At 50.8% G+C, this 14,791-nt stretch carries 11 protein-coding genes; 3 read left to right on the forward strand and 8 right to left on the reverse strand.

Annotated elements, in window-relative coordinates; translation table 11 throughout:
• Positions 1-15: 15 nt before the first annotated feature.
• The 8 genes from ACTJJJ_RS19630 to nirB form a co-directional block, all read right to left on the reverse strand.
• Positions 16-2,340, reverse strand: a complete 2,325-nt coding sequence (locus ACTJJJ_RS19630; RefSeq protein WP_440702729.1) for an arylsulfatase — start codon at positions 2,338-2,340, stop codon at positions 16-18.
• Positions 2,341-2,412: 72 nt separating this feature from the next.
• Entirely contained in the window at positions 2,413-3,345 is a 933-nt protein-coding gene (locus ACTJJJ_RS19635; RefSeq protein ID WP_440702730.1) for a hypothetical protein, read from the reverse strand.
• A gap of 424 nt (positions 3,346-3,769) precedes the next feature.
• Positions 3,770-4,564, reverse strand: a complete 795-nt coding sequence (locus tag ACTJJJ_RS19640; RefSeq protein ID WP_440702731.1) for a hypothetical protein — start codon at positions 4,562-4,564, stop codon at positions 3,770-3,772.
• A 132-nt stretch (positions 4,565-4,696) separates the two neighbouring features.
• A complete protein-coding gene (locus ACTJJJ_RS19645) occupies positions 4,697-5,611 on the reverse strand; it encodes a ThuA domain-containing protein (RefSeq protein ID WP_440702732.1) in 915 nt (304 codons plus the stop codon).
• Between the two features lie 98 nt (positions 5,612-5,709).
• Positions 5,710-6,372, reverse strand: a complete 663-nt coding sequence (locus ACTJJJ_RS19650; RefSeq protein ID WP_188938024.1) for a response regulator — start codon at positions 6,370-6,372, stop codon at positions 5,710-5,712.
• A 28-nt stretch (positions 6,373-6,400) separates the two neighbouring features.
• Complete coding sequence (locus ACTJJJ_RS19655) at positions 6,401-7,828, reverse strand: ATP-binding protein (RefSeq protein ID WP_188938022.1); 1,428 nt, start codon at positions 7,826-7,828, stop codon at positions 6,401-6,403.
• Between the two features lie 92 nt (positions 7,829-7,920).
• Positions 7,921-8,274: a nitrite reductase small subunit NirD gene (nirD, locus tag ACTJJJ_RS19660; RefSeq protein ID WP_188938020.1), complete on the reverse strand. Its 354-nt coding sequence runs from the start codon at positions 8,272-8,274 to the stop codon at positions 7,921-7,923.
• Between the two features lie 114 nt (positions 8,275-8,388).
• Complete coding sequence (nirB, locus tag ACTJJJ_RS19665; protein ID WP_440702733.1) at positions 8,389-10,905, reverse strand: nitrite reductase large subunit NirB; 2,517 nt, start codon at positions 10,903-10,905, stop codon at positions 8,389-8,391.
• A 275-nt stretch (positions 10,906-11,180) separates the two neighbouring features.
• On the opposite strand from nirB, the gene cobA reads away from it, so the two are divergent.
• From cobA to ACTJJJ_RS19680, 3 genes are read left to right on the forward strand one after another with little or no spacing between them, the layout of a single operon-like run.
• A complete protein-coding gene (gene cobA, locus ACTJJJ_RS19670) occupies positions 11,181-11,939 on the forward strand; it encodes a uroporphyrinogen-III C-methyltransferase (RefSeq protein ID WP_440702734.1) in 759 nt (252 codons plus the stop codon).
• 38 nt (positions 11,940-11,977) lie between these two features.
• Positions 11,978-13,336: an alginate export family protein gene (locus ACTJJJ_RS19675; RefSeq protein WP_440702735.1), complete on the forward strand. Its 1,359-nt coding sequence runs from the start codon at positions 11,978-11,980 to the stop codon at positions 13,334-13,336.
• 38 nt (positions 13,337-13,374) lie between these two features.
• On the forward strand, positions 13,375-14,685 hold the full coding sequence (locus ACTJJJ_RS19680; protein ID WP_188938011.1) for a NarK family nitrate/nitrite MFS transporter: 1,311 nt from the start codon (positions 13,375-13,377) through the stop codon (positions 14,683-14,685).
• The last annotated feature ends 106 nt before the right edge of the window (positions 14,686-14,791 follow it).

Below are 14,791 nucleotides of genomic sequence, written 5' to 3' on the forward strand. Positions count from 1 at the left end.
AATGCATTTTAAGTATTAATTACCCTTTTTTAACAACCCTACTTTCCCCTGATTCTGCTCGCGCTGCTCGATCACCAGCTGCCTGACGGCACCGGTAAAAGCAAAGGTACCCGGGTAATCCCTGGTCACAGGCGAATTCAGGTCTTTCCCGACGCTGAACCCGTCGGAAGAGGCCGATGCAAGGTATTTCGTAGCATTAATATCAGCCTGTTCAGCTACTTGCTCGCCATTAGCTAACAAGGTAACCTTTTTATCAGCCGAAAACTGCAAGCGGATGATGTTCCTGCCTTCTTTTAATGCCTTGGAAGACTTTAATAAAACCTGCTTAACACCGTCGTTAAGCAGGTAATGCAGTTGGTTTTGTTTGATATAAAGACTGCTCCCACCCAGCAGCCCCCCGTTCGCGAAAATCACGCCTTCCGCATTTTTACCCGTCTCGACTTCGGCTGTAATATCTATCGGCCCTTTTCCGATGTAAACCCGCGTTTTGATCGTAGTACCTTCGTAAATCACCGTCTTCGGACGGATAGGCGGTGGCGTGAGCCCGGCACGAAAGTTTTTCAGCGGGTATACATTGTATTTCTCCGCTTCTTCATCAAACAGTTTTTTCAATACTTCCAGCTTTTCGGGGTGCTCGGCAGCGAGGTCATTGATCTCGTTCCAGTCTTCATTGATATTGTAAAGCTCCCATTTGTCACGCTTGAAATCCGCAATAAAATTGATATCCGTCGTCTCCTCGCCAAAAGTATTCCGCGGATGATAGACGCTTGCTTTCCAGCCATCTTTGTAAATGGCACGGCCGCCGTGCAGCTCATAATATTGTTGGGTATGCCGCGCCGCAGCTTGCGCGTCATTGAGCGAATAGACCAGCGACGTACCGTGGAAGGGCCATTGTTTATAGCCATTGATTTCCGCGGGCACCTTCACACCGGTCAGTTCGATGGTCGTTGGCAGAATGTCGGTCACATGCGCATATTGCGTCCGAAGCCCGCCTTTATCGGTAATGCCTTTGGGATAATGCACAATCAGGGTTGTATGCGATGCACCTTCAGCGTTCACATCGCTTTTCCAATAACGGAATGGCGTGTTGGTAGCCTGCGACCAGCCCAGCGGATAGTTGGGATAGCTGTATTCGGTACCCAGCTTATCGTATTGGGATAAAAGAAATTTGACATCATCTCCGGACGACTTTTCTGCTGTTCCGGCCGTGCCGGTGTAAGTTCCTTCTTTACTCCCGCCATTATCCCCGACGACGAGGAAAATCGCCGTATTATCTAACTGACCGATCTGTTGCAAGTAATCCACTACCCTGCCCACCTCGTAGTCGGTATAGGAAAGAAAGCCTGCATATACCTCCATAAACCGGGCGTAAATTTTCTTCTCATCGGCCGAGAGCGAGTTCCAGGGTTTGATACCGGTTTGTCGCGGGGGCAGTTGCGTGCCTTTCGGCGCGAGGCCGCCGGCCAGTTGTCGTTGGAAAACCTTTTCACGGTATTCGTCCCAGCCGCCGTCGAACTTACCTTTATACTTATCGCTCCACTCGCGGGCTACATGATGCGGCGCGTGCGCAGCGCCGGTTGCGAGATAGAGAAAAAATGGCTTTTCAGGATCGGCTGATTTTTGATTGGCAATGTAGGAAATGGCTTTGTCAGACAGCAGCCGGTTCAAATGCTTTGTGTTGGGCTCAATATCGATCGGTGTGGTTTCCTCTACCAACTGCGGGTGCCACTGATCGGTAGCGCCACCCAGGAAACCATAGAAATGCTCAAAACCCCTGCCTGTCGGGTAGCGGTTGTAGGGTCCGGCGATAGTGAGGTCGCGCGGCTGGTTACCATGCCACTTACCTAACGCAAATGTGTTGTAGCCATTTTCTTTAAAGATTTCGGCCACTGTTCCCGCCTCGAAGGGGATATTACCGTTGTAACCCGGTGCTCCGATGCCCAGCTCGGCGTGGTGCCCCATGGCTACGGCATGCGGGTTCCTGCCCGTGAGCAGGGATGCGCGCGTAGGGCTGCAGATGCCTGTTGTGTGGAAGTTTGTATAACGCAGGCCGCCTTTGGCCAGCTTTTCAAAATTAGGGGTATCAATTAAACCGCCAAATGCGGAAGTTGCACCGAAACCCACGTCGTCGAGCAGGATCCATACCACATTAGGTGCGCCTTTGGGAGCCTTGGGTTGCTCCTGCCACCACTGTTCAGTCTCTTCGATCGTCTTCCCGATCTTGCCGCGGAACGGCTGAACGGGGTCATGCTGGGCGGATGCGTGGCCAAAAACGGCAGTGCTGAGCACAAAAAGGCTCAGCCGCTGCCTGGTCAGGGCGGATAGTAGTCGTTTTTTCATGAAGGTTTTGGAATTGAAGGTAGAAGAAAGCAGCGGGCACCACACAACGTCGTGCCCGCGGGCGTGCAAACCTTACTTTACAGCCTGAAATCTTTCGAGTTTCTCTTTCTCGTCAGCCAGCCTTTTGGCGTCGGCTTTCAGATAACCGAATTGGTGAAGGTCTTTCTCGGCATTCGCCGCTACCCAGAGCAGGAATTTCTTCGCTTCCTGGTTCGAGTTATTTTTTGCGATTGAAAAATGGATGTTTTCAACCGGCACATTTTTTACTTTTTCTGCTTCCAGCGTTGCAATTACCTGATCGAGGTTTTCCAACGCTTTTTCTTCTTTCGAAACGCGTCCATTGCCATCCAGGTCCACAGGAATGATCGTCAGGCCTTCCAGCGGCTTGCGGCTTGCCAGATCATAGGCGAGACCGGGCGTGGTGTAGGTAATGCCCGTTTCATCTTTCAGCAGGGCCTTGATCAAATGCTCATCGGCACCTGCGATGGCCTTGCCTTTGATGTTTTGTTGCTCATAACCGAAGTACCGGGCGAAGGTGAGCGGCGCGCCTGCTTTTTGCAGACGGGTGTAAATCGTGTATTGCATCGTCAGCGACTTGTCTTTTTCCGCATAAATATCGTGGAAGAAAATCTGCTTGTAGGTTTTCTCGTTCAGCCCTTTATCGGCATATTCTTTCGCAAACGCCGATTTTGCATTCGCTACCGGCAGCAAAGCATAGCGACCGATCGAGATATACTCGCGGGTATCCTTCACTTCTTTTTCCTGGTCATACGCCTCGATGAGCAGGTCATATTTTGCCGGATCGGTGATGGTACGCGTCTCGATCACGATCTGCGCCTTGGGATTAGCGGCGGTATATTCCTTGATCCATTTATCGACCAGCGGATAGGCGAAGCGTACGCCCGTGATGATCACTTTATTTTCGTTGGATTCCTGTGCAAATGCATTGGGGAAAGCGGCCAGCGCAAGACCTGCTGCCAGAATGATTGTTCTAAAATTTTTCATGATGTAAAATGGTTGGAAGCGTGGGCCAGTCAACCCACAGCATAATTAATGATATGTAACAGGGTGAAAATCAGCATGCGGCGACACGTGCCGTCGTCAGAAACAGCTCAACAACAGCAACAGGGTGCAAGTGCGTAGGAATAACCGGAGGAGCCCACCATAGGCATAACAATACTGCGCGAAGAATAACGATCCATCGATTTCATGTTTGAAAAAGATTGTGGTATTGATCTTGTCTGCTGGTGGTTAACAGATAAAATCTACTAATTTGATAGACAAAGTAAGTTTAAAGAAATTAGAAACGCAAGGGCTTAGGTTGAAATTCGTTGAAAATTGGGAGTAATGGGAGATTACCCAAAAACTCAGTGCACTGACAACGATTTCATTGCTTTTATTTCAACACACCTGCCAACGAGATCACCGCTTAATGTCCAACCGGCGCCGATGCATTATCAAACGTTTGCGACTTCCCTTTCCTTTTGCTCCATTTCTTGAAATCCTTCCAGATGGCCTCAGGATACAAGTTGACTCCGTAACTATAATAAAACCCGCTGAACCGTTCGCGGAACTCGCCGGAGGAGAGTGCATTGCGGTAGCCGATCTGGGAATTGATACCGGCCCAGCGGAATGCGCGGTACTCGGCGTAGACACCTACCTGCAGGGGAATGAAGTAATCCTTTCGCGAGCCGGAGGCGACGCCGTCGAAAAGGTCGCGGAAGCGGGTGCTTTCGTTACCGATCCCTATTTCCAATGGTGTGGATAATACCCAGCGCTTGTTGCGGATCGCTGTGTGCCAGTAGGCAAAATTGGCAAAGCGAACGTCGGTAGCAGTGTAATAAGAGAGGTTCAGGGGGTTGGGGAGTATTTTACGCCAGTTGACGAGCCGCCGGGCGGCGTTGTAGCCCAGCCAATAATAACCTGCCGTAAGGCGATTGCGCTTTTCGCCAAAGGTTATTCCCGCATTGACTCCGAAAACATTGATATGCTTATGCTGAATGAATGTGCCCCGCGCATCAAAATTAAAGAACAGCTTGGCTTTGTTTTGCGCAGCGGCATTGCTTTGTAACGCGGTGGTGTCTTTTACAACAGTAGCTTTTTGTATAGCAGCAGTGGAATCTGTTTGGGCATAAGCCAACCGTTGCCCTGCAAAAAACAGGATTAATAGTAAAATGTTGATCTTGTTAGGGCGCTTACGCGGTTCCTGAAAACCGTATTTCATCTGGACTTCAAAACAAACGGCAACGGGCCTGCTTCGTCTTTTGTCTTTGTCAGGACCACCGGGGATGTTGCAATCATTAACGCAAAACCGGTGAAAGAAATTTACGGATTAAAAAAATTTAATCCGCACGCCTCAGTTTACACGCTTGGTAAGGGCATTCAACTCATTTTCAGTAGGAGTCGCGGAAGGTACACCTTCGGCAGGGATATCGATTTTTGCTGCCCAAACGACGGCATTCAGCACGAGTTTGCGAAAATTGTCGTCCCCCCAGTTCTTGTGCATGTGCCCGCCCGTAAAGCCGAATCCCCGACCTCCGTCGGGCCGCTCGAAGGCCCAGGCGAGTGTTTGCATTTCCTTTCTGGTGATAACTGCCTCGCGCACGGCGGGATTGTTGGAATGCGTCCCGTCTGGCTGTTTCAGCGTCGCATCCGGTGGTAATGCCTGCAAAATAGGCGTTACGCCCTTCATGTCAGCCGGGAAACGCATATGATAATACCACTCGTCGAGAATCGAGAAAGGCTTTACACCGCGTGCGACGGGATGATCGGGAAACCGTGCGAAACTTGCTTCCCAGACAGGATTTACAGACCAATTAGTCTCAAAATATCCCCCTATCCATTTCAAAAAACGTTCGCCGCCAGCGTCTGCGGATACTTCAAGGGAAAAATGCAGATTTACAATACCGGTGCCGCTGGCTACGAGTTTTTCCATTTTCGCAGCGTGAACCAACTCCAGGTGATCGCTACCGCCGCCGTCGAGATAGAAAACGATGGCAGCGGCATTGTCTAGTACCGATTCATCCTGTGGCCAGCCATTACGCACCACCACGGCTTCTACACCCGGCATGCTGTCGTTCAGGGCTTTGGCCAGTAAAGTACAGCCGCCGTTGTGCTCATGCTCACCTTTGCCATGGCTGTCGGGGCCCGCAATGAAGACAATCTTCCTTCGCGCCTGCGTATTTTTTCCGCCCGGTTTTCCCGAATTCTGAGCAAAAACAGCCGTGCAAAATAGCAACAGGGCCAAAATGAAAGTGTATTTCCTGTCCATCGCGTCGTCGAGTTAAGTACCGGCTCGCGCAAGCCCGTGACCGGGCAGCGAAGCTTATCAAACTTTTGATGGACATTGTAAAAAATCAGGCCATTGGGTTACTTCATCGCAAGACTAATAAGCTCGGCGGTGTTTTTCACATTGGCCTTTTTCATAATACTGGCGCGTTGATTAGCAACCGTATTGGAGCTGATATCAAACTTTTCAGCTATATCCTTGCTGCTCATGCCCTCGGTAAGGCATCTGAGAATCTGCTGTTCGCGTGGGGTAATAATTTTCCAGATTGATTTCTCCTGAATCTCTTCCCGCACGGGTCGGGCATCGGACACACGCGAGAGCTGTTTGAGGAGGCTTTTGATGATCACCGACGACGCATACGGAGGAAAATAGAGCTCTCCCTTGGCAATGGCACGGATCGCCCTAAGCATTTCGTCGCGGCCGGTGTCTTTTTCCAGATAGCCGGATGCACCGTTCAGCGCGGACGAAAGCATGTAATCGGTATTGTTATGCATGCTGAATACGAGGATTTTCGCAGACGGAAATACCGGCACGATCTGCCTGATCACGTCCAGGCCCGACATACGGGGCATCGTCAGATCGAGCAGGATCACATCGGGCTTCACTTTTTCGATCATATCCCATACCTCGTCACCGTCCGAGGCTTCGCCGGCGATGATCAGGTCTTCCTCATCTTCAAGCAGGGTAATAATGCCCTGCCTCACTACCGAATGATCGTCTACAACTAAAATCCGAATAGGCATACGTGGTCAGCAAATCAGTAGTAAGTCATTATAAATCAACACGAACGACCAGTTTCGTTCCGCTATCCACCTTTGAAATGATTTCTATTTCACCATTCAGAAGCTGGGTACGTGTACGGATATTTTCCATCCCATTACGGGTCAGGAACTGTCCTTCTGACTTTAAATTACTAATTAAAAATCCTTTTCCGTCATCGGCGATTTCCAAAACAATGCGATTCTTATTTTGTTCCAATTTAATCTTGATCTGATCCGCATTCGCATGTTTCACCGCATTATTCAACGCTTCCTGGGCAATGCGGTACAGTCCGATCTCCATTGGGCGACTCATCAGGATCCGCTCACCCGTTTCGCCTTCGAACAAAACCTTGATTCCTGACAAATCGGCGGTCTGCTGGCAGAGCAATTTCAATGCCGATGCCAACCCGAAATCACTGAGCACAGAAGGCATGAGATTGAATGATACCTGCCTGGTTGTCTGGATGATGTCCTGGATAAGCGTTACCAGCTGTTCAACGCGTTTCTGGTGTTTTTCGTCGTGAAATTGCATGGCCTTCAACTTCTCCGCATGCAGTTTCAATCCTGTAAGCATCTGGCCTATTCCGTCGTGCAGCTCCAATGCGAAACGTTTTCGCTCCTCCTCCTGCCCTTCAATCAGCGCCCCTGCCCTGACGCGGTCTTCGGCCAGTTGCAATTCATATTTCTCCTCTTCGAGACGTAACAGTTCTTTCTGTGTTTCGACAAGCTGGATATTAGCCTCCTTTAATCTTTGATTGGAAAGCTGCAATGCATCTTCCGACTCTGTGAGCATCCGCACGACGCGCCGGGTGGTATTCACTACCGGCCTGAAAATTAGTAACCCCTCCGCTACGAGCACCAGGATCGTCATCAGATCGAGGATCCATTCGATACGTTCCAGGTTTTCAAGCCTTTCAAAACTCTCCTTGTCGAATTGAAATACAATGCGATCCATCTGCGCCAGGAACCGCGGCTCATTTGTGAGGACTTCGGCCAACGCCCGTTGCTTTCCGGCCAGGCCGGCGCTGTCGCTGCTGATGATGCGCAGATTTTGATAGATATGGTCAAAAACGGGAGCCAGCTCGCGGAACATCGTGTCCAGCGGCTGGCTCTTCCAGGTAACAAAACCCTTTTCAAGGGGAAGTTTTCTCGACACCAGATCCTCGTGACTGTCTTTCCACAATGCGAGTAACGAATTGAAACTCACCGTGTCGCGGTGCTCGAAGCTATTGATCTTCAATACGGCGAGCTTGGTAAGCCGCTGACTTAGCATCCGCTGACGCCCGGCCACATTCACGACGCGACTGTCGTGGTTGAGGTTCCTGATCGTGCGCCTGATCAGAAACAGGCCGCTCATGGTAAGCAAAGCCACCACACACAACGCCACTACATAGAAACGCGTCAGGCTACCCGCTACGCGCTTGTCAAGTCTCTCCATATGGTACCAGCCCAGGGGTGAAACCCTGGGTTAATGATCGGTCTGTGACCGGACGGCGCTGCCGTCTATGGCCCTTTAACGGGCCGGGACGACTACAAGCCGATGTAGACGCGGTTCTCTTTGACCATCACCGGGAAAGTGTTGATCCGGTATTCGTCGTCGTTCAGGCACTGTCCGGTTTGCAATGAAAAGGTTTTTTTATGAAAAGGACAAGCTACTTTCGGTTCTTCTCCCTGACTGCCGATCATTCCCCGCGAAATTGCCATCTGCTGGCGGTGCGGGCATTGGTTGTCGGTAGCATACCACTCGCCCCTTCTCGAAAAGTTAAATATTGCGATTTGTTTACCACTGATGAACGCGCAGCCTCCGCCATCTTCCGGGATGTCGTCGACATAGCACGCCATGTGCCAGGTTACTGCATTGATTGTGTCGGTGATCGTTTCCATCTGTCTGTAAGGTTGATCGTTGTGCCTCCCCAGGCTGAAGCCCGGAGTTGAAATAATAGTAGTTATATACCCCAGGGTTTCAACCCTGGGGTGGTACTGAAACGCAATACGGCCTTACGCCCACTCCGTCGCCTTTTTCTGCTCGCGCATCTCTGCGAATGTGATACTTGGGTCTTTGATCGGCGTGTTCACGAAATGGGTGAATCGCTTGCGCAGTTCAGGACGTTCGACCACTTCGCGCCACTCGCATTTGTATACGTCGATGAGGTTTTGCATGTCGCGTTCGAGTTCTTCGGCGATGCCGAGCACATCGTCCACAACCACGGCTTTCAGGTAGTTCATCCCCCCCTCCATTTTGTTCAGCCAGGTAGCAGTACGTGTCAGAGGATCAGCCGTTTTAATGTAAAACATCAGAAAACGGTCGATCAGGCGGAGGCAAGTTTCTTTGTCTACATCGCTCGCCAGAAGTTGGGCATGCTGCGGTTTGGCGCCGCCATTGCCGCACACAAACAGGTTCCAGCCTTTGTCGGTGGCGATAATGCCGAAGTCTTTGCTTTGCGCCTCCGCACATTCGCGCACGCAGCCGGATACCGCCGATTTCAATTTATGAGGAGAGCGCAGCCCTTTGTAGCGGTCTTCGACTTCAATCGCAAAAGACACCGAGTCCTGCACCCCAAATCGACACCAGGTAGAACCCACGCAGCTTTTCACCGTTCTCAACGATTTGCCGTAAGCGTGGCCGCTTTCAAAACCCGCGTCGATCAGCTCTTCCCAGATATCCGGCAAGTCGCCCAGGTGGGCGCCGAACAAGTCGATGCGCTGGCCGCCGGTGATTTTAGTGTATAATCCATATTTTTGAGCCACCTGACCGATCACGATCAGCTTTTCGGGCGTGATTTCTCCGCCCGGAATCCGCGGAACCACCGAATAGGTACCGCCCTTCTGGATGTTGGCCAGGTAACGGTCATTCGAATCCTGCACTACCGCACGGTCTTTTTCAAGAATATTTTCATTCCAAAGGCTGGCCAGTACCGAGGCTACCACCGGCTTGCAGACTTCGCAACCATCGCCTTTGCCATGATGATCGAGCACGGCGCCGTAGGTTTTCAGCCCATTCATTTTAACAAGATCCATCAGTTCCTGGCGCGAATAGTCGAAATGCTCGCAGACAACGTTCCGCACATAAACGCCTTTTTCCTTTAACACGCCCGCGATAAGGTCCTTCACCATCGGGATACAACCGCCACAGCCGGTACCGGCTTTACAGCATTTCTTCAATGCATCCACAGTCTGATGGCCGTTTTCGCCTACTTCATGGCAGATCATCCCCTTGGTAACGGCCTCGCATGAGCATATGAGCGCGTCGTCGGGCAGGCTCATCACGCCCGCACCCGCTTCCTCGCCCCCGCGGGAGCCCAGGATCAGATCTTCGGAGTCGGGCGGCAGAATGGTTTTATTTTTGCAGGTTTGGAGGAGCATATTGTACTGCTCTGCTTCTCCCACCAGTATTCCACCGAGCAACGTTTTACCGTCGGTGCTTACGTTAATGCGTTTGTAAATGCCTTTGGCTTTGTTTTCGTAACGGATCGTCCTGCAAGCCGGCTCTTCCACAAACGGATCGCCGAAGCTCGCGACGTCGGTCCCGATCAGTTTCAGTTTGGTCGACATGTCGTAAGGAAGAAACTCCTTTTCGGCACCCGTCAGCATGGTAGCCACCACGTCGGCCATTTCATAGCCCGGCGCTATCAACCCGTAGATCATATGGTGGGCCAATGCACATTCACCAATCGCGAAAATGAAAGGATCGGAGGTCTGCAACTGATTATTAACTACGATACCACCGCGCGGGTGTGTTTCGAGGCCGGCGATTTTCGCAACTTCGTCACGCGGGCGGATACCCGCGGAGATCACCAGCATATCTACTTCAAGGAAGGTATTATCTGCGAACTGCATTCCTTCAATGCAATCGTCGCCTTTGATTTCCTGTGTGCTTTTTGAAAGGTGTATATGTAAACCGAGCGATTCGAGCTGGCTTTGCAGCATGCGCGAACCGGCATCGTCGATCTGCCTTGGCATGAGCCTTGGAGCGAATTCAACGACATGTGCCTCTTCCAAACCTAAGTCCAGCAGTGCCTTTGCCGCTTCAAGACCCAGCAAACCACCACCGATCACCGCACCTCTTCTCGCCTTTTTGGCATACGACTGGATCAGTTCCAGGTCCTCGATCGTACGGTATACAAATACTCCGTCCTTTTCAACACCCGGGATCGACGGAACAAAGGCTCCGGAACCGGTTGCCATGACAAGGTAGTCATAATACACTATATGTCCATGATGTGAACGCACCAGTTTCTCCTCCCGGTCAATGTCCACCACCGGATCGGACAAAAACAACCGTATCCCGTTCTCGGCATACCAGTCGATGCCGGCCATAGAAAGGTCATCTGCCGTCTTACCTGCAAAAAACTCGCTCAAATGTACTCTATCGTAGGCAGCACGAGGCTCTTCGCCAAATACAGTGATGGTAAAATCCTGTCCATCTTTTTTTTTCGAGAGGAGCTTTTCACAGAATTTGTAGCCCACCATACCATTGCCAACTACGACGATCCGGGTGTTTGAAACAGCTTTCATAGTAATTAATAACTATTGATTTGTGAAAACATAATTATTTTGTTGCACTATTTTAATATTATGCGCGTATCATTACTTTTTCGATAAGTCAAAAGTAAATCGTGTTTTTTGGATTTCCTAACTTTTTATTCGCAACTATGGTTAAAAACAAACATAAATTTTGGCAAAATGATTGTTTTATAAAATTTGACTAGTAAATTTGAACCAGTAATCGATATAGTTACAAAATACTATATATAGTACATTTCCAATATTCACTCTATTATATATAAGAGATGGAAGCGAAACTGACATTGGTAGGAGCCGGCCCCGGAGATAGCGAACTGATCACACTGAAAGGAATGCGTGCATTGCAGACTGCGGACGTGGTACTCTACGACGAACTCGCCAATGCGGCGTTCCTGGATTTTGCGCCAGCCCACGCATTGAAGATGTATGTAGGCAAGAAAATGGGCAACCCTTCCTTCTCACAGGACGAGATCAACGGCCTGATCGTCCGCCTCGCCCGCAAGCGCGGCCATGTTGTAAGGCTCAAAGGCGGCGACCCGTTCGTGTTCGGCCGCGGGCATGAGGAGATCGAATATGCACAGGACCACGACATCCCTTGCGTAATAGTACCGGGTATTTCCAGCAGCATCTCAGTGCCCGCTTCACTTGGCGTACCTGTTACGCGCCGCGGTGTCAGTGAGAGTTTCTGGGTGATCACGGGCACAACGCAGAACGGCGAGCTTTCGGACGACCTCCGGCTGGCGGCGCAGTCACGGGCTACGGTGATCGTGTTGATGGGCTTGAATAAACTGGAAGAGATTTGCGCATTATACAAACACTTCGGACGCGGCCATTTGCCAATGGCGGTGATCCAGAACGGCACCCGGCCGGATGAGAAGAGTGTGGTGGGACAAGTTTGGGAGATGCCCCGGCTCGTACGTGAGAACGGGATCGGCACTCCGGCTATTATGGTAATGGGCGAAGTTGTGGCCCTTAGCCCCGCCTACGCATTAGAATACCTGCAAAACATGCAGATGGCATTTTAACCTGCTTTGCTTTCACTCCAACCTAAACATGAATAACAATGAGAAAAGCTGTTTACCTCCTTTTGCTGGGTATTACGGGAACCGGCTTGCTGGCCCCGACACGAACGATGGCGCAGTTTAACCTTTCGGGGCAATTGCGAACCCGGACGGAATTGCTTGACGGACAAGGCACAATGCTTTCCAAAGGCGAAAAGCCTGCCTTTTTCACTTCCCAGCGTACCCGCCTGAATGCGGGCTACAAGGGTTACCGGACACAGTTTTTCGTAGCCGTGCAGGATGTGCGCGTTTGGGGGCAGGACGCCTCAACCAACAACCGCATTACCAACTCGGCACAGAACGGTCTGATGCTGCACGAAGCCTGGGGGGAAATCAGCTTGCTCGATACCAATCAGACCAAGCTCGGTAAGGAGTTTGCATTGAAGATCGGACGGCAGGAATTTCTCTACGACGACAGCCGCGTACTTGGCAACCTCGACTGGCTGCAACAAGCCCGGCGCCACGATGCGGCTTTGATCAAATACGGTTTCAATGGTTTCACGGCACATTTAGGTGTTGCGTATAACCAAAACCGTGAGCTCAAAACCGGTACTTTGTATGACGGTGTGCCCGTAGGGTATGCAGCTGGAACGAACGGGATCGGGACGATGTATAAGTCACTGCAATTTCTCTATTTAGGTAAAAAATTGAAGCAGGGAAATGCCTCGTTTCTCGTTGTGAAGGATGATTTTCAGAAATATACGTTAGATACGGCGGGCGTTAAAAAGCTGGCCAACGGCGTGCGGAGCCGCGTGACCATCGGTCCTTACCTGCAAACAAAAATCGGCAAGAGCTGGACGCTGACTGCCAATGCTTTCTATCAAACCGGAAAAGACAAAGACGGTGCTTCGCTGAGCGCTTATATGTATTCTGTCCGGGGGTTGTATGCGATGAGCCGTGCATTTTCCATTGGTCCCGGCTTTGACTACACCTCCGGTACAGCTACCGGATCGGCCAAGAACCACACATTCGACCCGCTCTACGGCACGCCGCACAAGTTTTGGGGGCAAATGGATTACTTCTACGCGGCAAATGGCTTCGGCAAGGGCGGACTTTCGGACCTTTATATTAATACGACCATCAAGGCTTCCGAAAAACTTTCAATCAATACCGACCTGCATCATTTCGCAAGCGCAGCGGCAGTACGTGTGGCTGATAACCAGAAACTTTCGTCCAGCTTCGGCGAAGAACTCGACATCATCGCCAACTATAACCTGACGAAAACGATCAGCTTCCAGGGCGGCTATTGCACTTTTTTCTCCACCAACAGCCTCGCACAGGTGAAGGGCGTGAAAAACCCGCAGAAAATGTCCAACTGGGCTTACCTGATGATCAATATCAAACCTGAATTTCTGAAATAAGCTTCTGTCACAACCATCACTTTCAAACTCTTATTACTATGGAAACGACCAATAAGCCGCTTGAAAAACTTAACATTTTCAGCTTCAAGGGTGTACAAATGCGTACCTTCCATCTGACCTGGATGGCGTTCTTCCTTTGTTTTTTCGGATGGTTCGGACTGGCCCCGCTGATGACGGTTATTAAAACCGACCTGGGTTTGACCAAACCACAGATCGGCAACATCATCATCGCTTCCGTGGCCGCGACGGTCATCGCTCGTATCGCGATCGGGAAACTTTGCGACACCTGGGGTCCGCGTAAAACTTACACTGCATTGCTCGGCCTTGGCTCGATTCCGGTAATGACAGTCGGCCTGGTGGATTCCTACGAAGGCTTCCTGTTGTTCCGCCTCGCTATCGGCGTGATCGGCGCGTCATTCGTCGTGACACAATACCACACATCGGTGATGTTCGACAAGAAAATCGTCGGAACGGCCAACGCGGTGGCTGGCGGCTGGGGTAACCTTGGCGGAGGGATCACCAACATGGTGATGCCATTGATCTTCGCCGCATTCGTTGGCGCAGGCTACCTGCCCGAATCGGCCTGGAGAATTGCAATGGTAATCCCGGGAGCTGCGCTGCTGATCTTCGCATTCGTATATTACTTCTTCACCAAAGATACCCCGGCAGGCAACTTCGAAGACCTGGCCGTGTCCAATTCGAAAGCCGCCAAAGCGAAAGGCACATTAGGCATCGCGATGCGTGATCCACGCACCTGGGCGCTGTTCCTGGCTTATGGCGCATGTTTTGGAATAGAAATCACTTTCGACAACGTCGCTGCATTGTATTTCTTTGAAAACTTCGATACCTCACTGGCAACCGCGGGGATCCTGGCAGGCACGTTCGGCTTTATGAACATTTTCGCCCGTGCGGTTGGGGGTATCGTGGCTGATAAAGTAGGTAACAAATGGGGAATGTTGGGCAAAGGTCGCCTGCTGGCATTGCTGCTCGTGCTGGAAGGCATCGGCATTGCATTGTTCGCGCAAAGTGGCAGCATTGTAGGCGCGGTGATCACCATGCTCTGCTTTGCAATGTTCCTGAAAATGGCGAATGGCGCTACTTACGCTATTGTTCCTTTCATTAATCAAAAGGCGATCGGTTCGGTAAGCGGTATCGTGGGTGCGGGAGGTAATGTAGGCGCGGTACTCGCGGGCTTTCTGTTCAAATCGACCACTATTACCTACTCGCAGGCATTCATGTACATCGGCGTAGCCATTGCATGCATCGCTGCAATTGTTGCATTGATCAATTTTGAAAAAACACAAGCCATTACAGCAGAGACCGGCCAATTGGAAGCCGTCGAGGCATAATGGCATCTTCCGGGCCGTTTCCGTTAGTTGAAACCAACGGAAATGGATTGCAGAATCATCCCCATAACCCCAGGTTTTAACCTGGGGATCCACCCAAAAAAGACCA

The sequence above is a fragment of the Dyadobacter sp. 22481 genome, from assembly GCF_052044875.1.
GTDB classification, from domain to species: domain Bacteria; phylum Bacteroidota; class Bacteroidia; order Cytophagales; family Spirosomataceae; genus Dyadobacter; species Dyadobacter endophyticus.

Excerpts from the sequence above, each read along its gene's own strand:
- ACTJJJ_RS19630 (WP_440702729.1), bottom strand. The coding sequence starts at position 2,340 with ATGAAAAAACGACTACTATCCGCCCTGACCAGGCAGCGGCTGAGCCTT.
- ACTJJJ_RS19635 (WP_440702730.1), bottom strand. The coding sequence starts at position 3,345 with ATGAAAAATTTTAGAACAATCATTCTGGCAGCAGGTCTTGCGCTGGCC.
- ACTJJJ_RS19640 (WP_440702731.1), bottom strand. The coding sequence starts at position 4,564 with ATGAAATACGGTTTTCAGGAACCGCGTAAGCGCCCTAACAAGATCAAC.
- ACTJJJ_RS19645 (WP_440702732.1), bottom strand. The coding sequence starts at position 5,611 with ATGGACAGGAAATACACTTTCATTTTGGCCCTGTTGCTATTTTGCACG.
- ACTJJJ_RS19650 (WP_188938024.1), bottom strand. The coding sequence starts at position 6,372 with ATGCCTATTCGGATTTTAGTTGTAGACGATCATTCGGTAGTGAGGCAG.
- ACTJJJ_RS19655 (WP_188938022.1), bottom strand. The coding sequence starts at position 7,828 with ATGGAGAGACTTGACAAGCGCGTAGCGGGTAGCCTGACGCGTTTCTAT.
- nirD (WP_188938020.1), bottom strand. The coding sequence starts at position 8,274 with ATGGAAACGATCACCGACACAATCAATGCAGTAACCTGGCACATGGCG.
- nirB (WP_440702733.1), bottom strand. The coding sequence starts at position 10,905 with ATGAAAGCTGTTTCAAACACCCGGATCGTCGTAGTTGGCAATGGTATG.
- cobA (WP_440702734.1), top strand. The coding sequence starts at position 11,181 with ATGGAAGCGAAACTGACATTGGTAGGAGCCGGCCCCGGAGATAGCGAA.
- ACTJJJ_RS19675 (WP_440702735.1), top strand. The coding sequence starts at position 11,978 with ATGAGAAAAGCTGTTTACCTCCTTTTGCTGGGTATTACGGGAACCGGC.
- ACTJJJ_RS19680 (WP_188938011.1), top strand. The coding sequence starts at position 13,375 with ATGGAAACGACCAATAAGCCGCTTGAAAAACTTAACATTTTCAGCTTC.